Here is a 20896-nt window from a genome sequence, read left to right on the forward strand (position 1 = left end):
AGCTGACACGCGTCGACCCAGCAAGCTGACGCCGCCGTCGAATCGCGGAACCGTGTCAACCAGCAGTGCCGGTCCAAGCCGCTACAGTCGACAGCAGGTCACACCGACCGGCGGCGCGTCTCCGCGCTGCTCGCAACACCCCCTCGACACCAACCCAAAAGGATCATCACATGACAGTTCGCGTCGGCATCAACGGCTTCGGACGGATCGGCCGCAACTTCTTCCGTGCGGCAAAGGCGCAGGGCGCCGACATCGATTTTGTCGCTGTCAACGATCTGGGCTCACTCGATCAGATGGCTCACCTGCTGCAGTACGACTCGGTGTTGGGTCGTTTCCCCGACACGGTCAAGGTCGTCAAGGGCGGCATCAAGGTTGGGGACGATGTATTGAAGGTGCTCAGTGAGCGCAACCCGGGTGACCTGCCCTGGGGCGAGCTTGGCGTCGATGTGGTCATCGAGTCGACCGGTTTCTTCAACTCCCGCGATGCCGCGAGTGCGCATCTCGATGCTGGCGCCCCGTTGGTCATCGTCTCGGCACCGTGTAGCGAAGCTGACGCCACGTTCGTGTACGGCGTTAACCACAAGGATTTCCGCATCAGCCAACACAAGGTGATCTCGAACGCGAGCTGCACCACCAACTGCATCGTGCCGTTGGTCAAGGTGCTCGACGATGCCTTCGGCGTCGTCGAAGGCCTCATGACGACGATCCACGCATACACCGGCGACCAGGCGTTGGTCGACGGTCCGCACAAGGATCTCCGCCGGGCTCGCGCTGCGGCGATCAACATCATCCCGACGTCGACGGGTGCAGCACGTGCGACAGCATTGGTGATGGAATCGATGAAGGGCAAGCTCGACGGCGGCGCCCTGCGCGTGCCCGTGCCGACCGGGTCGCTGACCGACTTCACCGCCAACCTGAAGAAGAAGGCGTCGGTCGATGAGATCAACGCAGCATTCGCCAAGGCAGCCAAGTCCGGCCCGCTCAAGGACGTCCTCAGCTACACCGAGGCACCGATTGTGTCGAGCGACATCGTCACCGATCCCTCGAGCTGCACGTTCGATGCCGGCATGACTCAGGTGCAAGGCAAGATGGTCAAGGTCAACGGTTGGTACGACAACGAGTGGGGTTACTCGAACCGTCTCGTCGACATGACGCTGTTCGCCGGTGCCAAGGTCAAGCGCTGAACACCGCGCTTGATGACTGATATTCCACGCCTCGAAGACCTTGCAGCTCACCTCGGTGACCTGTCGGGTCAGCGCATCTTCGTGCGGACCGACTTCAACGTGCCGCTCGACGAAAGTGGTGCGATCACCGACGATTTCCGAATTCGTGCTGCGCTGCCCACCATCAAGTGGTTGACCGAGCGCGGAGCATTCGTCGTCTGCGGGAGCCACCTCGGTCGGCCGAAGGGCGCGCCCGATCCCAGGTACGCGATGGACGCTGTGCGCGCTCGGCTCGCCGAACTCGCGCCCGGCGTCGAGCTGATCGAGAACCTTCGATTCGACCCGGGGGAGACCGGAAACAGCTCGGACTTCGTCGCGCAGTTGACTGACGGCATCGACGGCTATGTCAACGATGCGTTCGGAGCGTCACACCGCGCCCACGCGTCGATTGTCGGTCCCCCACAACACGTCCCCTCGGCCATGGGGCGCCTGCTGGAGAAGGAAGTCGATGTCCTGCTGGGTCTGCGCAACAGGCCGAAGCACCCGTTCGTTGCTGTGCTCGGTGGCGCCAAGGTGTCCGACAAGCTTGGCGTGATCGAGGCGCTGCTCGAGATTGTCGACGAGATCGTCATCGGCGGCGCGATGTGCTTCACGTTTTTCCTCGCGCAGGGCAAACAGGTGGGTGCATCGCTCCACGAACCCGACCAGGTCGACGTGTGTGCAGGCTTGCTGGCCAAGGCGGCTGAACTTGGCAAGACCATCCATCTTCCCGACGACATCAACGGCACAGACGCCGGCGGCAACTTCGCTCAGTTTGGGAGCCGGCTGGGTGAGGGCAGTATCGGCTATGACATCGGGCCCGGCTCGGCAGCCGCGTTCACCGACGTCATCATGGACGCCCGCATGGTGTTCTGGAACGGCCCGATGGGCATGTTCGAAGACGAACGTTTCGCGTCGGGGACGCGCACCGTGGCGCAGGCGATGGCGGACACCAAAGCGTTCACTGTCGTCGGCGGCGGCGACTCTGCTGCGGCACTCGCACAATTCAAGCTCGACGACGAGGTCGATCACGTGTCAACCGGGGGAGGGGCCAGCCTCGAGCTTCTCGAGAATGGCGACCTCCCCGGCCTCGAAGCTCTCAGAACAGGAATGACGACATGACTCGCAAACCCCTCATCTCAGGCAACTGGAAGATGAACCTCAACCACTTCGAGGCCATCCAGACCGTGCAGAAGCTGCACTACTTGCTGCCAAAGGACATCTTTGAGCAGATCGACGTGAGTATTCACCCGCCGTTCACGGATATTCGGAGTGTGCAGACGCTGATCGACAGCGAAGATCTCGACCTCAGGGTCGGTGCCCAGCACTGTCACTGGGAAGACAGCGGTGCGTTCACTGGTGAAGTGGCGCCGGTCTTTCTGGAGAAGTTGAACGTCGAGTACGTGGTCGTCGGCCACAGCGAGCGTCGCGAGATTTTCGGCGAGACCGACGAGATGGTCAACAAGAAGGTGGCCGCTATCCAGCAGCACGGCATGACGCCCATTGTGTGCTGTGGTGAAACACTTGCAGAGCGCGAGGCTGGCGAGACCGAAACCAAGGTACTGGGCCAGATCGAGGCGGCCTTGGCCGGTCGGAGCAACGAGCAGATCGCGGTGCTCGTCGTCGCCTACGAGCCGATCTGGGCGATTGGCACCGGTCAGACAGCGACAGCAGACGACGCTCAGTCGGTGTGTCATGCGATTCGCGAGCGGGTGCGCGACCTCACCGACGACGCGACCGCTGATGCGCTCCGCGTGCAGTACGGCGGGTCGGTCAAGGCCGGAAATGCCGCGGAGTTGATGGGTCAGCCCGATATTGACGGAGCACTCGTCGGGGGAGCGAGTCTCGACCCTGACGAATTCGCGCGCCTGATCCAGTTCAGCGTTGGGTGACCTGAACGGCGCTCGACGCGGGGGTTTCGCTCTGTGAGCATCATGAAGGTCGCGCTGCTGACCGCTTGAGAGTTCATCCTGTCGATACAGAAGAGCTACCGCTCGGTAACGAGCGCTGTTAGGGTCAGCTCGCTTCGGTCACCGGGGAGGAGACCGAAGTCACGGGGTGAGTTGAACGCTGGCTGTCACCGACAGCCAGGCGGTTCCTGACTTCGCCAACCACCTCCCCTTCTGTATTTCAATCAGGAGGACAAATACGTGAACACAACACGACGGAGCCACAAGCTCCTTGCCATGACGGCCGCTTCGGCACTCGTCTTTGCCGCATGCGGCAGCGACGATGATGCCAGCTCGACTACCGATGGCGAAGCCAGCACCGGTACCGACGCTGAAGCACCCGTTGAGACCGACGGCGAAGCACCCGCTGAGACCGACGCACCGGCTGAGACCGACGCACCGGCTGAGACCGACGGCGAAGCAGCCGCTGGGTCCGATGGCGGAACGCTGATCTGGGCCCACGAGCAGGAGCCCGGAGACCTTCACCTCGACGATCCCGAGAACAACCTCTCGATCACATCGTGGATTCGTTCCGCGATGATCGAAGGTCTCTTCGGCATCTCCGGCGCCACTGAGTACTACCCCGAGCTTCTCGCCGACGATGGCGAACTGACCACCAACGATGACGGCTCGGTCACAGGTACCTTCACCATGCGTGACGGACTCCTCTGGAGCGACGGTGACGATCTCACTGCCGACGACGTGGTGTGGACCTACAACACGATCATGGCCACCGACGGCGAGACCGAAGATGGCGATCCGAACTACATCTACCTGCTCGGCGACCGCACCGGTCTCGACACGATCACCGACATCTCGAATGATGGCAACACGATCAGCATCACCTGGTCGTCGTTCTTCGCCGGCTACAAGGGCGTCCTCAACGAGGTCTACCCGATGCACCAGTTCAACGCTGACCCGGCCGCAGCTGCCGCCGAGCTCAACGACGGACTGCGCGAGTGGACTGCGCCTGACGGCTCGACGATTGCTTCGTCCGGCCCGATGATCTTTGACTCGTGGGAGAAGGGCGTGCAGATGAACCTGGTCCGCAACGACGCGTACTCCGGTTCAAACAGCCCGGACGCCAAGAACAACGGCGTCGCGTTTGTCGACGGCGTGCAGATCAACTTCGTTACCGACACCGATGCGCAGATCAACGCGCTGCAGGCCGGCGAAGCGCAGATCGTCATGACCCAGCCGCAGCTCGCCTTCGAAGATCTCGCCTCGAGCGACGACTTCACGGTGGCATCGTCGGCCGGTCCGGTCTTCGAGCACTGGGGCTTGAACCTCAACAATGTGCACCTCGCCAAGCCGGGCGTCCGTGAAGGCCTCGCCTTCGCCATGGACAAGACGGAAGTCATGGCCGGTCTCTACACGCCGCTGTTCGGCGATTCCCTCCCGGGTGAGGGTCTCGGCAACACCATGTGGCTGTCGAACCAGAGCACCTACGAGAACCACGCCGGCGACGCCGGTTACGGTGCGGGCGATATTGCTTCGGCCCAGGCTGCTCTCGAAGGAGCCGGCTACACCTTGAACGGTGACGGCGTCTACGAGCACCCGGAAGACGGTGCGCTCACGCTGCGTGTCGGCACCACCGGCGGCAACCGTCTGCGTGAGATCCAGCAGGAGCTCATCCAGGCACAGATGTCCGATGCTGGCATCGAGATTGTCATCGACAACGTCGAGGGCGGGGCGTACTTCAGCGAAGTGCCCTTCTCGGCTGATGCGATTGCATGTGCTACCAGCGGTGGCGCCGAAGGCAACTGCGACATCTGGGATATCACCCAGTTCGCATGGGTCGGCGGCCCGTGGCCCGGTGGCCAGGTCGCTTCGTACCGCGCTGGTGGCCCGAACAACCCGTACGGGTTCGCCAACGACGCATTCGAAGTGAAGGCTGACGAATGTGACGCAACTGTTGACGACGCCGAGCGCGCCGCTTGCTACAACGAGATCGATCGTTACGTGACAACGCTCGAGCTTGATGCAGAGAACGGCTTGTTCATGCTGCCGTTGACGCAGAAGCCGTCGTTCTACGGCTTCACATCGGACCTCTCCCAGGCTGGCGTCGCTCCCGACGCCCAGGGTGCAGGCCCGCTGACCAACGTTGCGGACTTCCAGTTCGCAAGCTGATCAGTAATTGTCGGTCTCGCCCGGCTCTGCCGGGTGTGACCGACGATCAGTAAAACGCAGTTCATCGGGGTCTCGTTTCGGCGAGGCCCCGATGTGCGTTACGGTCTCCCGAAACTCAGTTCTCGTCCACACCTCAACAGACAGGTCGGGTGCCACCTTGTTTGCCTACGTCACTCGGAGAGTGCTCATCTCCGTTCCGCTGCTCGTGATCGCGATGTATCTCGTTCACGTCGGTGTGTCCGCCACGGTTGATCCTCGGTCGGATTTTTATCTCTGCCTGCCTCGGTGCCAGGAAGGCTTCGACAGCATCACCGAGACGTATGCACTCGACACCAACATCTTCTTGCGACCCTTTACTTACTTCGCCAGCCTGTTCAGCGGGGACGGGCTCGGATTCTCCTCCAGCGTCGGCGAGCCAGTCGGCGAGGTCATGCGGACCCGTGGCTGGAACACCGCCATGGTGGCCATCCCCGCATTTTTGCTCGGCGCAATTCTCTCGCTCCTCCTGTCGGTCTACTCGGCACGCCGCCAGTATTCGTTCGGCGACTATTTCTTCACCAGCCTCAGCTTCATTGGTTTCGCCATGCCGTCGTTCGTGCTGGCATTGATCATCCAGGTCATCTTCGGCGTCAAGCTTGAAGAGTGGTTCGGCATCAAGCCGTTCAACACCGGTCGCAAAACCGGTGAGAACTTCTGGGAGCTGTTACGCGATATCACCCTGCCGGCGGTGTCGCTCGCCATCTTGGGGATCGCCGCCGACAGCCGATTCGGTCGGTCCTCAATGCTCGAAACGCTGAACCAGGACTACATCCGTACAGCGCGAGCCAAGGGCCTGACCGAACGAACCGTTGTGTGGAAACATGCGTTACGCAATGGGCTCATCCCGTTGGTCACGCTGTGGGCGCTCGGGTTCTCGGCGTTGCTCAGCGGCTCGGTGGTGACCGAGTCGATCTTCTCATGGCCGGGCATCGGCCAGACCTTCCTGCGGGCGCTTGGCGACTCCGACCTCGATCTCCTCATGGCGATCGTGATGTTCACCGGGGTCCTCACCGTGGTCTTCAACCTGATCGCTGACGTTCTCTACGGCGTCCTCGACCCTCGTATCCGGCTCGGCTGAGGTCACCATGGCAACAGAATTCGAAATTGACTCCCAGACCGACGAGATGTTGGAAACTGCGATGGAACTCGGCATCTCAGACGTGGAAGGCCTCTCCGAGAAGCCGAAGACGTTCGGCCAGCTGGCCCGTGAACGCTTCTTCGGACACAAGCTGGCCATCGTCGGCGGGATCGGCCTGATCCTGCTCGTTGCACTCTTCTGGCTGGGTCCCATGCTCAGCGAGTGGGAGTTTGACGAGCGCAACGTTGCCGATCGTCTCCTTGGGCCGTCTTCGGAGCATTGGTTTGGCACCGATGAGATCGGTCGCGATCTGTTCGTGCGCACCGCCAAGGGCGGTCTGTACTCGATGCGGATCGGACTGATTGCTGCCGTTGTCGCCACCGTGACCGGCACCGCGTTCGGGGCGCTTGCGGGCTTCTTCGGTGGAGTGTGGGACGGCATCGTCTCGAACTTGGTCAACCTGGTCCTCACCGTCCCGGCGATCATCGTCCTGTCGGTGTTCGCGAACAAGTTCGGTGCCAGTGCCATTGGTCTGGCGCTCGTGCTTGCCGGCCTGCTGTGGACTCGAATTGCCAGGGTGGTCCGAGGTGTGGTGCTCTCCATCAAGGAGCAGGAGTACATCATGGCGGCGCGGGCTGCGGGTGCTTCGAACTCGCGCATCATGTTCCGGCACCTGCTTCCAAACATCGTTGGTGCCATCGCCGTCGAGGTCACGTTGCTGATCGGCACGGTCATCGTGCTCGAGTCGACGCTGTCATTTCTCGGTTTGGGGGTCAAGCCGCCGAACGCCTCACTCGGCACACTCGTCGCTGATGCCAAGGGCGACATCGACAGTGACCCGATCCGTGTGCTCACACCGGGCATCTTCATCATCTTGATCGTGCTGTGCGTCAACTTCCTCGGTGACGGGCTGCGTGATGCTCTTGACCCCCGGGCCAAGGGCTCGGACAGCAGCGAAGCGAAGAACGCGAAGAAGGCCGCGAAGAAGGCCAGGAAGCAATCAGGCAAGCAAGGTCCCGGCTATATCGCTGGGGCACGCACCGACCGAAGCAGCATTGGAAAGATATGAGCGACGCACTCCTCACGGTCGATCACCTCAACGTCGGGTTCGCCACCAAGGCGGGCATCGTGCAAGCGGCGACAGACATCACCTTCGAGATCTACCCTGGCGAAGTTCTGGCTGTGGTCGGCGAGTCGGGATCGGGTAAGTCGGTCACGGCGCTGGCTCTGATGCGACTTCATCCTGATAACACCATTGTCACCGGAGACGTCCGGTTCGAAGGCCGCGATCTCCTCAACATGAGCGATCGCGAGATGCGCGCCACGCGAGGCAACGACATTGCCATGATCTTCCAAGATCCGATGACCGCGATGAATCCGGTGTTCGCTGTCGGCGATCAGATCGTCGAGACGATCCGAGTCCACGACAGCTCGGTTTCCAAGCAGGAAGCCTGGACGAAGTCTGTCGACCTGCTGAAACTCGTCGGCGTGCCTGAACCCAAGCGGAGGGCGTCCCAGTATCCGCACGAGTATTCGGGTGGGATGCGACAGCGCGCGATGATCGCGATGGCAATCGCCAATGATCCGAAGTTACTGATCGCTGACGAACCCACGACAGCGCTTGATGTCACCGTCCAAGCGCAAGTGATGGAAGTGCTGCACGAGGTGCAGGCTGAGACGGGTTCGGCGATGATGCTGATCACGCACGACCTCGGCCTCGTTGCTGGATCAGCCGACCGTGTTCAAGTGATGTATGCCAGCCGGTTGATGGAAACAGGAACAATCGACCAGATCTTCTACGAATCCCAGAACCCGTACACGATGGCGCTGCTTGATTCGATCCCCGATCTCGACGGCCTCAAGGAACAACTTGAGCCGATTCCGGGCAACCCGCCAAGTCTGTTGAATCCACCGAGCGGGTGCGCCTTTCGGCCGCGCTGTGCCTTTGCCGCCGACGTGTGCGCTGCCGAGGTGCCGGCCAGAGTCAGGGTCGGCGATCAGCACGAAAGTCGTTGCGTTCGTACGCACGAACTTGAGACCCTCGTCGGAGTGACATCGTGACCGCAGCGACAACCCCATTCGACAGTGGCGCTCTCTCGGCGACCGACGCTGGCGAGCCGCTCCTCAAGATCCGCGATCTCGTCAAGGAGTTCCCGATCCGTGCCGGGGTGTTCCGCCGCCAGGTCGGAGCCGTTCAAGCCGTCTCGGGTGTCAGCCTTGACCTCTACCCGCACGAGACGCTGGGCATCGTCGGTGAATCCGGCTGCGGGAAGAGCACGCTGGGGCGTTCGTTGCTCCGACTGGTCGAGCCGACCTCGGGCTCGGTGCTGTTCGGATCCGAAGACGTAACCACAGCATCGAAGGGGCGGCTACGTGAACTGCGCAGCGACCTTCAGATGGTCTTCCAGGACCCGTACGCATCGCTGAATCCGCGTCTCCCGATTCGTGACATCATCGGCGAGCCGATGGTCATTCACGGAGTTCCGAAGGCCGAAGCGCGCGAACGCGTCGGCGAATTGCTGAAGCGAGTCGGATTGCTACCCGAACACGGGAACCGGTATCCCCACGAGTTCTCAGGCGGCCAGCGTCAGCGGATCGGCATTGCCCGGTCGCTTGCGTTGCGTCCGAAGGTGATCATCTTGGATGAACCGGTCTCTGCGCTCGATGTGTCGATCCAAGCTCAGGTGTTGAACCTGCTTGACGAGATCCAGGACGAGTACAACCTGTCGTTCATGTTCATTGCGCATGATCTGTCGGTGGTGCGCCACACGAGCGATCGTGTTGCCGTCATGTACCTCGGCCGGATTGTTGAGGTGGCCGACAAAGATGCGCTGTACGAAAATCCTGCGCACCCGTACACGCAGTCGTTGCTGTCGGCGGTGCCGGTGGCGGATCCGAGGCGCGAGCGGTCGCGTCAGCGCATCATTCTGCAGGGCGATGTGCCGAGCCCGGCCAACCCGCCTTCAGGCTGTCGGTTCCACCCGCGCTGTCCCGTGGCCCAAGACAAGTGCAGGACCGATGTTCCCGAGTTGGCTGACATTGGTGTCGGACACCAGGTTTCGTGTCACTTCCCGTTGCAGACGGGGGAAACCCTGCTGCATCGGTTGAACGAACTGGGTCGCGAGGCGGTCATCTCCTCCAAGTCGTGATCGATGGTTGATGTCGACCAGTCGGTGACCCTCCACTCGTCGTGGAAGGGCGTGCTGCTGAGTGCTGTGGGCGCCACGGTGGTGTTTGGGGTGGGGCTCGGGGGCACCATCTCCAGTGGCGGAGCAGGCGTTCCTGTTGTCATCTTGGGGCTCGGAGTGATCTTGCTGCTTACGGTGCTGTTCGATTATCCGATCGCGTCGCGGTTCACGCCCGAATTCGTCGAGCGGCGCGCTGTCCTTCGCCGGCACAAGATTCCTTGGGAAGGCGTCGACCAGCTCACACGGTCTCGTCCCGGGCTGGTGGGATTGCGCAACCTGAAGCCGGGCGGGCTGGCAGCCAAAGTGGGTCGCCGCCGATATCTCCTGGTCGATCAGTGTGAAGCGATCGCTGAATTTGATCAACTCGGGGACGTGCTCGCTGCCCGCTACGTCGAGCTTGGGGTCGACGAAATGATTCCACCGCATGCCGAGACCGAGCCAACTTGGACCTACCGGCGGCGGTGCTGGCAGCCGGACCCCTGAATTGCCAGGGCCGGTGGGCTTCGAACAGCGGTTCCCACCGCTAGGATCTCGCCTCGTGCGTGACGTCATGCTCTATATCACCCTCGTGCTGAACGTGGTCTCCATGTTTGGGCTCATCGCTGGCATCTTGATGCACAGCGGGCGCGGTGGCGGCCTCTCCGACATGTTCGGTGGCGGCGGTGGCGCAGCACTCGGGTCCACAGCAGCTGAGCGGAACCTCAACCGCATCACGTTCGTCTTGGCCCTGATCTGGATCTTCACCCTGGTTGCGGTGACTTTCCTTCTGGAGCGCGTGTAGCGCATCGAAGCCTGCGCTAACGTTGCAGGTCCAACACCACGTCGAAGTGGCGGAATTGGCAGACGCGCTAGCTTGAGGTGCTAGTGCCCTATTAATGGGCGTGTGGGTTCAAGTCCCATCTTCGACACCAAAGAAGTATTCAGTTGACCAGGGCTCCGGCCCTGGTCAACTGTGTTTTCTGGTGAGGTCACCGAGGTGCACTACCTTCTTGCCATGCCTGGCTTCCTTGAGCGTGTGATCGACGACTGTGCCGACGAGGTGTCGACCGACCCGATCCTGGGCCCCGACCGTCAGCAGTTGCCGGAGTTCGTGTCGTGACCGTCGTGTTCGTCCATGGAGTTCCGGAAGCTCCCGCGATCTGGGATGAGATGCTCGCGCACATGCGCCGCGACGACGTTGTCAGGCTGTCGCCGCCCGGATTCGGGGCGCCCGTTCCGGACGGCTTCGATCCCACGTCCGACGGTTACCGCGACTGGCTTGTGGCCGAACTCGAACAGTTCGACGGACCGGTCGACCTGGTTGGTCACGACTGGGGAGCCGGTCATGCGCTACGCGCGACCACCGCTCGGCCCGATCTGGTGAGCGCGCTGGTGACCGACATCGCCGGGACCGCCGATGTCGGCTACGTGTGGCATGACATGGCGCAGGTCTGGCAGACACCCGGAGAGGGTGAGGCCTTCGTCGAAGCGGTCGCTGCGATGCCGGTCGAGGACCGTCTGCCCATGCTGGTTGAAGCCGGCATGACCGAGGCGGGTGCACGGGCATGTGCCGAGGCAAACGGCGCGACCATGGGTGCATGCATCCTGTCGCTGTACCGGTCAGCGGTCCAGCCGCATATGTCGATGTGGGGTGCTGAGTTCGCGACGCTCGCACATCGCCCGAGGACGTTGGTAGTCATCGCCCATGACGACCACTTCACCGGTGGCCCCGACATTGCGCGCGGCGTGGCACAGCAGTGGGGTGCGAGCGTGGCTGAGCTCGACGGACTCGGTCACTGGTGGATGATGCAGGACCCGGCTCGATCTGCAGCCATGCTGAACGAATTTCTGGGATAGCAGTTCGCCACTGGTTCGTCGATCGCAATCGTCACGTCTCTGGTCTCGTGTTGACCGGACGCTGGTTTGGCTCGGACATCAGCGGTGCTACGTGAGCATGGTGAACGGGGTGATGGCCATCGCAACAAGGCCAACCGTCAGCAAGCCGGCAGTCACGATGATGAGTGGTCGCCGAACCCGCAACCCGAAGCGAGTTGCAACGCCGCTCGACGCCAGCGCAGCGGCGAACAGAATCCCCAGTCCTCCGTACCGCGCTGCGATGTCAGAGGCCTTGCGGCTCGCCGAACTCTGCTCGTTCGACTCCCGGTCGAGCGCTGCGGATTGTTCGCGCAGGTCGAGGACGTCGTACTCGACGCTCTCGTAGATCGATTCCGTCGGCAGTCCTTGTTCGTCGACATCGACGGTGCGAACAAACTCTTTGAGTGGAGATCGGAAGAGATCGAACACGATCTCGGCGGTCTGGGGGTTTCCGGCATCGATGGCGATCAACCACTCGACGAAAAGGTTGGTGTCTCGCTCCTCGAAACGGTCGGCTTCGGCGGCGAGCTTGAGAGACTGTTCACTGGCGACCGCAGCCCTGTCGGACAACAGAAAGCGTTCCCGGATCCACTCAGCGCTTTGGAAGCCAGCCCAGGCGAAGGCGAGCATGGACACAGCGGCGATGAGCGCCAGCACCGTGTCACCGCGATCGCGGGCTGCGACGTCGTGAGAAGGTTCAGTGATGGGCAACACGAGACGGAGGCTAGAGCAGAGGCGGCGCCACTCAGTCCTGTCCACGATTTCAGCGGAGTTTCACTACTGTCATTTGCGGGGCTCAAGTCGGGGCGGAATCAACCGATACATACGGTGATGACCGGCGCCAAGACACTGCTCATGGGACGAATCACTCGTCGCGCGATGAGCGGTCTCATCATTGCGGTGCTGCTCGTGACGCCACTCGAGGCATTCGCCTACGACAATCCGATTGTGACCGGCACTGTGCCCCTCAGGGCGGGTCTTCTGCTTCTGATCCTGCTCGGGCTGCGGACCACGCGGATCACCGCGGTCGAGGCTGGCCAGTTGTTCCTTGCGCAGGCTCTGCTTTCCATGGCGACCTGGTCGGTGCTGCTCGACTTCGACCCAAACCGGATCGCTGTCCAGACTCTTGCCTACGGGACAATCCTGCCGGTCTGCACACTTCTGATCGCTCCGAAGGCCACTCGCCGCCGCTGGGCGTTCCTGGTCTTCTGCGTGACGCTGTATCCAGCCGTCGTGCGCCTGACGCCCGAGAATCTCGGCCTGCTCGCACAGGTCATCGCCACGTTGTTGGTGCACGGCGCTTCAGTTGCGGCGTTGGACACCCACGCCGACAGGGCTGAACTCGCCGGTGAGATGGCGGATATCGATCCGCTGACCGGGCTCCTCAACCGCCGCGCTGCGCTCAACGAGCTCGCTCGGGGCGTCGACCGGTCAGCGGACGATCAGCGCTCAGCGGCGATCGTGCTGCTTGACCTCGATCACTTCAAGCAGCTCAACGACACACTCGGGCATGAAGCTGGCGACGACACGCTGCGCCATGTGGCCCATGTCCTGGCGGCGTTTGTGCGACCGACCGACCATGTTTGTCGGTGGGGCGGTGAGGAGTTCCTCGTCGTCCTTCCTGACGCGGACGAAGCCCTCGCCATCGACATGGCCGAGCGTCTTCGTTTGCGTCTCGTCGACGTGGGCGTCACTGCCTCGTTTGGTGTGGCTGAGGTTGAGGCAGCGGACACGGTGACGAGCTGGGTCCGGCGCGCCGATGATGCGATGTACGTCGCGAAGCACGAGGGGCGAAACACGGTGCACGTGGCCCGGCGTACCGACCGCCTGACGGTCGAACGACCTGGGGCGCTCGGGGCGCCATGAACTCACGTGACGGGTGTTGCCTCGGCTGACCGGGGACGGCCAATCAAGATGTTGTTGACGACGGACCCGATCACCGCTGCATCGCCGCATTGATGTCGACCGCGGTCGGTCAGATATCGATGCCCTTGGCGACGACCGGCTCCATCATCGTGATCTCCGGGCGACCGCCGAGGAGTCCGCCAAACTTGCCCATGGCGGCTTTCATGCCGTCGCCCTTGCCGTGAACGCCGAGGGCTTCGCCATCGGTGTACATCTCAAAGAAGAAGTACACGCCTTCGTTGGCGGTGTCTTTGTGGGCGCTGTAGATCTCGAGACCTGTTTCTTCATCGGCTGCGGCAACCACTTCGGCGAGCACGGCTTCGAGCTCAGCGGCCTTTCCGTCGGCGGCAGTGAGCTTGGCAATGAGTGAAATCTTGGACATCGCCAGAAGCTAGTCGGGCACCGCTCTCGCTCAACAGCTGAGGAGGCTGGTCAGTGCGTCAGCCCAGCTTCTCGGCGAACCAGTCGAGGATGATCTCGGCGCGCTGCACCCGGTGGATGGGCGACCCGGTCCGTGAGAGTTCGTGGTTCTCACCGGGGAATCGATAGAAGTCGACTTCTTTGCCGAGCAACTTGAGTGCGATCCACAGTTCCTCGGCCTGGACGATGGGGCAGCGCCAGTCCTCTTCGGAGTGGATGAGGAGCATGGGCTTGTCGATGTTGCGGACAGCATTGATGGGCGATGCATCGACGTAGGGGCTGGGGTCCTCGATATGGGATGGGCCGTGCTCGGTTTTGAACGTCGTGGCGATGTCGCTCGACCACTCCTCCGAGAGCAGGTTGTTGACCGAGCGTTCCGAGCAGAATGCGCGGAACCGTTCGCCGTGGTGGCCAGCGAGCCAGGTCGCCATGAAGCCGCCGTACGAGCCGCCGATCATACCGACGCGGGCGCGGTCGCAGAAGGGGTAGCGCTCGAGCGCGCCGTCGATGATCGCCAGTACGTCCTCGACGTCGAGGGCGCCCCAGCCGGAGCCGGCGCGTACCGGGTGCTTCGGACCGAGAACCGCTTGCCCCCACGCTTCCTCGCGGCCGCTGCCGCCACGGGGATTGCCGAGGACGACGACGAATCCTGCGGCCGCTTGCATCTGTGCCTCGTCGAAGAAGTAGTCGCCGTACTGCGTGAATGGTCCGCCGTGCACGTTGAGGAGCACGGGATAGGTCTTCGACTCGTCGAAGTCAGCTGGCCGCATGATCCAGGCGTCGATGTCGTTCGAGCCGTCAGTGGTGGGCACAGCGAACTTCTCCCAGGGGAGCAGATCCGCGGCCAGCTTCGCCCCGACCGACGTGCGCTGCGCGTCGGCGACGAAAAGCTCGGGCGTGTGATCGATGGTGGAACGGGTGGTGGCAAGCGTGCCAGCAGCTGCGTCGAAACTATGGACCGTGAAGCGGCCCGAGGTGAGCGGCGTCGGTGCGGTGGATCCGTCGGCAGCGAGCCGGTACAGGTGGTTGTCTCCTCGATCCTCAGCCGTGGCGAGCAAGGTGTGGTTGTTCTCCCAGAGTGGTGGGCGCATTCCAGCCATGCAGAGGAAGGTGCGATCGAGGCCGTCCGAGGCCCATGTGACGTCCTCGACCGACGCGCCGTTTGAATCGAGTGGGATCACACCGATGCGAGCGTTCTGCGGGAAAGTCATGAGATCACCGCGGCCGATGAACGCCACTGTTGAGCCATCAGGTGACACCGACGGGAATCCGAGGTCGCCGTCATGACTCGTGAGGCACCGGATGGCGTCTGGGTTGGTGTCTGCCTCAAGGGGAACGAGGTAGAGGTCGGTCGCCAGATCGGAGTCCCAGGTGTCGTGGCGTTGTGCCGAGACCACGAGGGCGGATGAATCGTGCAGCCATGCTGGGCTGCTGTGCTGGAACTCACCGGGGGTCAGGTTGCGCGGCGTACCGGTGCCGTCAGCGGCGATCACATAGATGTGTTGGGGACGATCAAAGACCCAGTCCTCGCCGTTCAGTCGACTGAACAAGCGGTCGACCTTGCGGGGTGCCCGCCAGGCATCGCTCTCCTGCGTGTATCGCTCGTCCTGCGTGCGGCTGGTGAAGGCAATGGTGCGACCGTCTGGAGACCACGCAAGATCGCCGAGCCCGTCCGGCATTGCGCAGAGCGAGCGGGTTTCGCCAGGCGTCTCGACTGGCAGGACGTGCAGTGTGGATTCGCCCTGCTTTTCGCTGCGGCGCGATGTGAATGCGAGGAATCGGCCGTCGGGAGACCAGATCGGGTTGTTGTCGTGGTCGCCGCCGGTGACTGGAGCGTCGTCGATCCAGATCTGGCTGAACGTGGTGTTCTTTTCGAGACTGGCCGTGGCAACGACAAACGCCACGCGTGAACCATGAGGTGAGACCCGCGGTTGGCCAACTGAGGTGCGCCCGTCGATGAGTCGCTCGGCGACGCGGGTGTGCAGGGATTTCTCGATGGTCGACTCACTCATGGGCGTGACGGTATCGGTTCGTGCTGACGCCGCATGTGCAGCTTCAGGTACGGAATATGCAGTATCTGACAGCTGCGACAAGTGGCAGGCGATGTGCGGTCCGTGCCCTCCGTGACAAGACGCGTACAGTCAACTCATGGCTGATGTTGTTCTGCGCGGTGGCCGGCTCTCGTACAACCTCGTGGGCAGCCAGGAGGCTGGCGGCCTTCCGTTCGTCTGGGGCCACGGTCTCACGTCGAGCCGGGCTGACGAAGACATGATGCCCCTCATTGACAGCGCGGTCATCGCAGAACGGCGCCAGGTCGTCCGTTACGACGCGCGTGGTCACGGTCTGTCTTCTGATCTCAGCGCGCCGGCCGACGGTGATTGGGCTGCACTTGCACGTGATCAGATTGGTCTCATTGACCACCTCGGCTGGGGCGATGTCCTCCTCGGTGGTGCGTCGATGGGAACGGGCACGGCACTGCACGCGGCGCTCTCGCTGGGCGACCGGGTGCGCGGGCTTGTTCTGGTCATTCCACCCACGGCGTGGGAAACCCGGGCCGCGCAGGTCGACCTGTACGAGCAGATGGCGGCAGCGGTCGAGCGCGACGGCACGGGGGTGCTCGAAGCAGGCGCCCGAGCGACACCTCCGCCCGACCCGTTCGCCGACGACGACTCCTGGCTTGACCGACGGTTGCATGTGCTCGGAGCAGCGGACCCGAAGCGACTCGCCGCGATCTTCCGCGGAGCCGGGACAGCGGATCTCCCGCTGCCTGAGGCGCTCGCAACGATTGCAGCGCCGACTCTCGTGCTGGCATGGTCGGGCGACCCTGGTCATCCGGTCAGTACCGCCGAACGGTTGGGCGCATTGCTTCCGAACAGCGACGTCGTGATTTCATCGACACGTGAGGACCTCGACACGTGGACGTCACGTTGCGCCGCTTTCCTGGACGAACGATGACTGAGCCGGACGTGCATGTGAATGTCGGCTCGGCCGAGTCCGAGCTGGCCAAGGAGCGGACGTTTGGCGGGTACGGACTCGATGTTGAACGTGACATTCGCTGCATCGACCTGAACGGCATCGGCGAACGGCAGGTCGAGATCGATGATGAGATCTGGGCTGCTGCGACGGACATCGGGTTCTTCCAAGTCATCGGACATGGAATTCCGCAGCAGCAGATCGACGAAGCGTTTGGGCTGGCAGAGGCATTCTTTGATCTCTCGGCCGACACGAAGGAGCAATGGCCGCTGCGATCCGGCACGAACTCGGGGTGGGAATTTCGTTCCCAGCAACGGCCATCGACCGGCACCCTCGACCAGAAGGAGTCGTACCAGGTCACGACGAGCCGGATGGACCGACTGGACCTGTGGCCGAGTGATGACGAACTCGCTGGGTTCCGCGCGACGATGGAGGCGTTCGAGCGGGCGAACTGGGTGCTCGCCATGCGACTGCTCGAGACCTTTGCCCGCAAGCTTGGCCTCGTCGACGACTTCTTCACGCAGCGCCACGACCCTGCGTCACCTGAGTATCAAAGCACGCTGCGCCTTCTGCACTACCTCCCGATGCAGGCCGCTGACCTTGACGACAGCATCTGGAGAGCGGGGGCACACACTGACTACGACTGTCTCACGCTGCTCCACCAACGGCCCGGCGAGCACGGCTTGCAGCTCTGCCCGGGCGCCGACGCAGCGCAGCGCCACGATCCTGATGCGCCGCTCGGCTGGACCAGCGTGGACCCGACGCCGGGCACGATCACGTGCAATATCGGCGACATGCTGATGCGGTGGAGCGACGATCAGTTGCCGAGCACGCTGCACCGTGTCCGCATGCCGCGGGCCGACGAATATCAGGGACCGCGCTACTCGATGGCATTCTTTGCCCAGGCCGACCGCAATGCGATCATCCACGGGCCGAGTGGCCGCTACGCGCCCATCACCGCCGCCGAGTATCTCCAGCAGCGCATCGCCGCCAACTTCGCCGGCTGAAATGTTCGCTGGGCAATCGAGGTCACGCCGTCGTCGCGGGGACTCGAGCGGCGCCAAAGCGCATGACACCGTCGACAATGGGAGCCTTGGCGATGAACTTCTTGTCGGCGCGATGACTCTGTGTGTTGATCCATGGTTCGCGGTCACCCTGGCGGGGGAGGAGCGGCATCATCCGTGCCATGTAGCCAGCCGAGAAGTCGTCGATGAACGGTCGCTCGGGCATGTCGGCGTCCTCTGGTCGCAGCCGCGGGGTGGCCTGCGTCATGCCCGACTCGGTCATGTGGTTGAGGAGACGGCAGACCCACTGGCACGTGATATCAGCCCGTAGGGTCCACGACGCATTGATGTAGCCGAATGATGACGCCATGTTGGGTACGTCGGAGTAGGCAATCCCCTTGTAGGTCCACGTCTTCGAGAAATCGACCGGTTGGCCATCGACGCTGAAGTCCATATCGCCGATGGTGACGAGCTGGAGGCCGGTGGCGGTGACGATGATGTCGGCATCGATGTGCTCACCGTTGGTCAACAGAATGCCCGTCGCGGTGAACGTGTCGATCTCGGCGGTGACCACGGAGGCGTCGCCGCTGTTGATCGAGTTGTAGAGGTCACTGTCGGGGATCAAGCACAGCCGCTGGTCCCACGGGTTGTATTCGGGTGTGAAATGCTCAGCTACCGTCTCATCGCCAAGTTCCTTCTTCGCCAGCTTGAGTAGCTTCTCGCGCATCTTGTCGGGCTTGGTTCGGGTCTGCTTGTAGAAGAACTCGCCGAGCGTGGCATTCCGCCAGCGTGTGATTCCGTAGGCCGTGCTGTCGGGGAGCACCTTGCGGAGTCCGTTCGCGATCGGGTCAACGGCGGGGCGTGACACGACGTAGGTGGGCGAGCGTTGCAGCATCGTGACGTGCGAGGCGGTGGTGGCCATCGCTGGCACCAAGGTCATTGCAGTCGCCCCAGATCCGATCACGACGACACGTTTGCCCTCGTAGTCGAGGTCCTCAGGCCACTTCTGCGGGTGGACGATGGGGCCAGCGAAGTCCGTGCTCCCCGGGAATTCGGGCTCGTACCCGCCCTTGTAGCTGTAATAGCCCGAGCACATGAACAGGTAGTTACAGGTGTAGGCGACGGTCTGTCTGCCGCCCTCGGCGCCGACCTGTGCGGTCACGGTCCAGGTTGACGTCTCGCTCGACCACGAAGCGTCGGTGACCATGTGCTGGAAACGCATCTTCTGGTCGATGCCGAACTCAGCAGCCGTTTCGCGCACATAGGTGAGGATCGATGGGCCGTCAGCGATGGCCTTGGCCTCGGTCCACGGCTTGAAGCTGTAGCCCAAAGTGTGCATGTCGCTGTCGGAGCGCACGCCGGGGTATCGGAACAGGTCCCAGGTCCCGCCGAGGTCGTCACGACCTTCGAGGATCACATAGTCACGGTCCGGGCAGTCTTGCTGCAGGTGGTAACCGGCACCGATGCCGGAGATGCCGGCGCCGACAATGACGACATCGAAGTGCTGGACCGTCGGACTCGTCATGACGTTGCCCCGTCGCGAGCGGCGGCCATTCGTTCGAGCATGGCCCCCATTTGGGCGTGCACCGCGTTGACGGCCTGCAACGGTCGCATCATGACTTTGAACTCGGTGATCATGCCGTCGTCATCGCAGGTGATGATGTCGACGCCGTTGACGTACTTGCCAGCGACCGTGGTCTCGAACTCGAGCATGGCGTGATGGCCCTGCAGGATTGTCTTGATATAGCCAAACTCGCCCGAACCAGATGACGTGGCCTTCGTCTCGACGTCGGAGTCGCCGCCGAGTGTCCCTCCAGCAGCGCTGAGATACACCTTGGTGATCTCGCGGCCCTCCTGAGGCGTGAAGACAACGGGGGAGAGGAAGACGCAATCCGGATGCAGCAGCGCATCGAAGCCGCCGTCGAGCTCGCGGCGCAGATGTGCATACCACTTGTCCATGCACTCGAAGATCGGGTCGGACTTGACGTTTGGTTCCGAGGGGCTCATCCGAGGTCCTCGACCGATGAGATGATGTACTTCTTGATGGAGGCGCTGGTCACGGCAAGGCCTTTCCGGGTCTCTTGCCAGTCAGCCATGTGTGCGCTGGCGAAGTGCCCGTCGAGCGCAGTCTGGTCGTCCCACAACTCATACAGCAGCACTCGGTTGTCGTCATTTGGGTCAGGTGTAAAGGCATATTCATGGCACCCCGACTCCTCAAGTGTGGCTGCCACCATGGGTTGCACGGCGTTGAGGAAGGGCTCGCGCCCTCCTGGTTCGGCGACGAGCGATCCAGCGACGATGAGCATGACTCGACCGTAGTTTCGCCAGCCTCAGTGAATGCAGTCCGCATGTGCGAGCATCGGCGTCATGAGTGCAATCGCGGGAGCGTCCGAGCTGATCGAACCCACGCCCGGCACGCGGTCGTTCCGGACCGAACGAGTGGTGCGGCTTGGTGACGTTGACCCCGGTGGTCGGCTTCGGCTCGACGCGACAGCGCGCCTGCTGCAGGACGTCGCCAGCGACGATGCGACTGACGCTGGCCTCGACGGTGCGTGGGGATGGATTGTGCGCCGAACCCTCATCGAGGTGCGCCACGCCGCGATGCTGGACGAAGCCGTGGAGCTCACCACCTACTGCACGGGTATGGGCCGGAGCTGGGCCGAACGCACGACGCGCATCCGCGGTCGCGCCGCGGCCGACATCTTCAGCACGAGCGTGTGGGTGCAAGTCGCAACTGACACGGGCCGTCCGACGCCTCTCACCGGCCAGTTCCTCGACACCTACGGCCCCGCCTGCGATGGCCGCAAGGTCTCAGCCCGCTTGGGCCTGCCTGGCCCCACGGTGACCGCAGGACGTTCGCCATGGACGGTGAGGCGAGCAGACCTCGACCCCTTCGATCACGTCAACAACGCTGCCAACTGGGCGTTCCTCGAGGAGGCCATGGTGCCAGGGGCAGTCCGGGTTGGGCGAGCAGAAATGGAGTTCGCCGCACCGGTGATGCACGGCGGGACCGTTGAGATGGCCGTCGAACGCAGTGATTTCACGGCGGCCTGGCTGGTCGAGGGCGACCGGGTCCTCAGCTCGGCACGCTGGACTCCGGACCGAACGCACAGCAGCTGAAAACATGGTCGGATTGCAGACTCTGACCGGTCGC

The 20896-nt window shown here is 62.8% G+C and carries 21 protein-coding genes and 1 tRNA gene; 16 read left to right on the plus strand and 6 right to left on the minus strand.

What is annotated here, in order from left to right; all coding sequences use genetic code 11:
• The first annotated feature begins 170 nt into the window (after window positions 1-170).
• The 12 genes from gap to ACH2DW_RS12735 all read left to right on the plus strand — a co-directional run bounded on the left by gap (window position 171) and on the right by ACH2DW_RS12735 (window position 11422).
• Entirely contained in the window at window positions 171-1184 is a 1014-nt protein-coding gene (gap, locus tag ACH2DW_RS12680) for a type I glyceraldehyde-3-phosphate dehydrogenase (protein WP_394930112.1), read from the plus strand.
• A gap of 12 nt (window positions 1185-1196) precedes the next feature.
• Complete coding sequence (locus tag ACH2DW_RS12685) at window positions 1197-2324, plus strand: phosphoglycerate kinase (RefSeq protein WP_394930113.1); 1128 nt, start codon at window positions 1197-1199, stop codon at window positions 2322-2324.
• Window positions 2321-3094 carry a triose-phosphate isomerase gene (tpiA, locus tag ACH2DW_RS12690; protein ID WP_394930114.1) on the plus strand — a complete coding sequence of 258 codons (774 nt, stop codon included), beginning with the start codon at window positions 2321-2323 and terminating at the stop codon, window positions 3092-3094. Before ACH2DW_RS12685 ends, tpiA begins: the two co-directional genes overlap by 4 nt.
• A gap of 294 nt (window positions 3095-3388) precedes the next feature.
• Window positions 3389-5281, plus strand: a complete 1893-nt coding sequence (locus ACH2DW_RS12695; RefSeq protein ID WP_394930115.1) for an ABC transporter substrate-binding protein — start codon at window positions 3389-3391, stop codon at window positions 5279-5281.
• A gap of 181 nt (window positions 5282-5462) precedes the next feature.
• Window positions 5463-6398 (plus strand): ABC transporter permease, encoded by a 936-nt coding sequence (locus ACH2DW_RS12700; protein ID WP_394930116.1) that lies wholly within the window; start codon window positions 5463-5465, stop codon window positions 6396-6398.
• Between the two features lie 7 nt (window positions 6399-6405).
• Window positions 6406-7467 carry an ABC transporter permease gene (locus tag ACH2DW_RS12705; RefSeq protein ID WP_394930117.1) on the plus strand — a complete coding sequence of 354 codons (1062 nt, stop codon included), beginning with the start codon at window positions 6406-6408 and terminating at the stop codon, window positions 7465-7467.
• Window positions 7464-8459, plus strand: a complete 996-nt coding sequence (locus ACH2DW_RS12710) for an ABC transporter ATP-binding protein (protein WP_394930118.1) — start codon at window positions 7464-7466, stop codon at window positions 8457-8459. The genes ACH2DW_RS12705 and ACH2DW_RS12710 overlap by 4 nt, the downstream gene beginning before the upstream one ends.
• A complete protein-coding gene (locus ACH2DW_RS12715; RefSeq protein ID WP_394930119.1) occupies window positions 8456-9547 on the plus strand; it encodes an ABC transporter ATP-binding protein in 1092 nt (363 codons plus the stop codon). Before ACH2DW_RS12710 ends, ACH2DW_RS12715 begins: the two co-directional genes overlap by 4 nt.
• A 3-nt stretch (window positions 9548-9550) precedes the next feature.
• Window positions 9551-10069, plus strand: coding sequence for a hypothetical protein (locus ACH2DW_RS12720; protein ID WP_394930120.1), 519 nt, complete (start codon window positions 9551-9553; stop codon window positions 10067-10069).
• A 55-nt stretch (window positions 10070-10124) separates the two neighbouring features.
• Window positions 10125-10367, plus strand: coding sequence for a preprotein translocase subunit SecG (gene secG / locus ACH2DW_RS12725; protein ID WP_394930121.1), 243 nt, complete (start codon window positions 10125-10127; stop codon window positions 10365-10367).
• A 40-nt stretch (window positions 10368-10407) separates the two neighbouring features.
• A tRNA-Leu gene (locus ACH2DW_RS12730) sits at window positions 10408-10497 on the plus strand.
• A gap of 184 nt (window positions 10498-10681) precedes the next feature.
• A complete protein-coding gene (locus tag ACH2DW_RS12735) occupies window positions 10682-11422 on the plus strand; it encodes an alpha/beta fold hydrolase (RefSeq protein ID WP_394930122.1) in 741 nt (246 codons plus the stop codon).
• Between the two features lie 87 nt (window positions 11423-11509).
• Here ACH2DW_RS12735 and ACH2DW_RS12740 read toward each other — a convergent pair whose 3' ends face one another.
• Entirely contained in the window at window positions 11510-12154 is a 645-nt protein-coding gene (locus ACH2DW_RS12740) for a hypothetical protein (RefSeq protein WP_394930123.1), read from the minus strand.
• A gap of 141 nt (window positions 12155-12295) precedes the next feature.
• Here ACH2DW_RS12740 and ACH2DW_RS12745 point away from each other — a divergent pair, with 141 nt between their 5' ends.
• Window positions 12296-13306 (plus strand): diguanylate cyclase, encoded by a 1011-nt coding sequence (locus ACH2DW_RS12745; RefSeq protein ID WP_394930124.1) that lies wholly within the window; start codon window positions 12296-12298, stop codon window positions 13304-13306.
• 109 nt (window positions 13307-13415) lie between these two features.
• On the opposite strand, the gene ACH2DW_RS12750 is transcribed toward ACH2DW_RS12745, so the two are convergent.
• Complete coding sequence (locus ACH2DW_RS12750) at window positions 13416-13727, minus strand: putative quinol monooxygenase (protein ID WP_394930125.1); 312 nt, start codon at window positions 13725-13727, stop codon at window positions 13416-13418.
• 58 nt (window positions 13728-13785) lie between these two features.
• Window positions 13786-15777: an alpha/beta fold hydrolase gene (locus tag ACH2DW_RS12755; RefSeq protein ID WP_394930126.1), complete on the minus strand. Its 1992-nt coding sequence runs from the start codon at window positions 15775-15777 to the stop codon at window positions 13786-13788.
• A gap of 136 nt (window positions 15778-15913) precedes the next feature.
• On the opposite strand from ACH2DW_RS12755, the gene ACH2DW_RS12760 reads away from it, so the two are divergent.
• Both ACH2DW_RS12760 and ACH2DW_RS12765 read left to right on the plus strand, forming a co-directional pair.
• Window positions 15914-16720: an alpha/beta fold hydrolase gene (locus ACH2DW_RS12760; RefSeq protein ID WP_394930127.1), complete on the plus strand. Its 807-nt coding sequence runs from the start codon at window positions 15914-15916 to the stop codon at window positions 16718-16720.
• A complete protein-coding gene (locus ACH2DW_RS12765; RefSeq protein WP_394930128.1) occupies window positions 16717-17745 on the plus strand; it encodes an isopenicillin N synthase family dioxygenase in 1029 nt (342 codons plus the stop codon). The genes ACH2DW_RS12760 and ACH2DW_RS12765 overlap by 4 nt, the downstream gene beginning before the upstream one ends.
• Window positions 17746-17767: 22 nt before the next feature.
• Here the strand turns inward: ACH2DW_RS12765 and ACH2DW_RS12770 are convergent, their stop codons facing one another.
• Genes ACH2DW_RS12770 through ACH2DW_RS12780 form a run of 3 tightly spaced genes read right to left on the minus strand, consistent with a single transcriptional unit; the run spans window position 17768 to window position 20048 of the window.
• Window positions 17768-19267, minus strand: coding sequence for a flavin-containing monooxygenase (locus tag ACH2DW_RS12770; RefSeq protein ID WP_394930129.1), 1500 nt, complete (start codon window positions 19265-19267; stop codon window positions 17768-17770).
• A complete protein-coding gene (locus ACH2DW_RS12775) occupies window positions 19264-19749 on the minus strand; it encodes a nuclear transport factor 2 family protein (RefSeq protein ID WP_394930130.1) in 486 nt (161 codons plus the stop codon). The genes ACH2DW_RS12770 and ACH2DW_RS12775 overlap by 4 nt, the downstream gene beginning before the upstream one ends.
• Entirely contained in the window at window positions 19746-20048 is a 303-nt protein-coding gene (locus ACH2DW_RS12780) for a putative quinol monooxygenase (protein ID WP_394930131.1), read from the minus strand. Before ACH2DW_RS12780 ends, ACH2DW_RS12775 begins: the two co-directional genes overlap by 4 nt.
• Before the next feature lie 61 nt (window positions 20049-20109).
• Between ACH2DW_RS12780 and ACH2DW_RS12785 the strand changes: the two genes are divergently transcribed.
• Window positions 20110-20862: an acyl-[acyl-carrier-protein] thioesterase gene (locus tag ACH2DW_RS12785; RefSeq protein WP_394930132.1), complete on the plus strand. Its 753-nt coding sequence runs from the start codon at window positions 20110-20112 to the stop codon at window positions 20860-20862.
• The last annotated feature ends 34 nt before the right edge of the window (window positions 20863-20896 follow it).

Source organism: uncultured Ilumatobacter sp. (assembly GCF_963980585.1).
GTDB lineage: Bacteria > Actinomycetota > Acidimicrobiia > Acidimicrobiales > Ilumatobacteraceae > Ilumatobacter_A.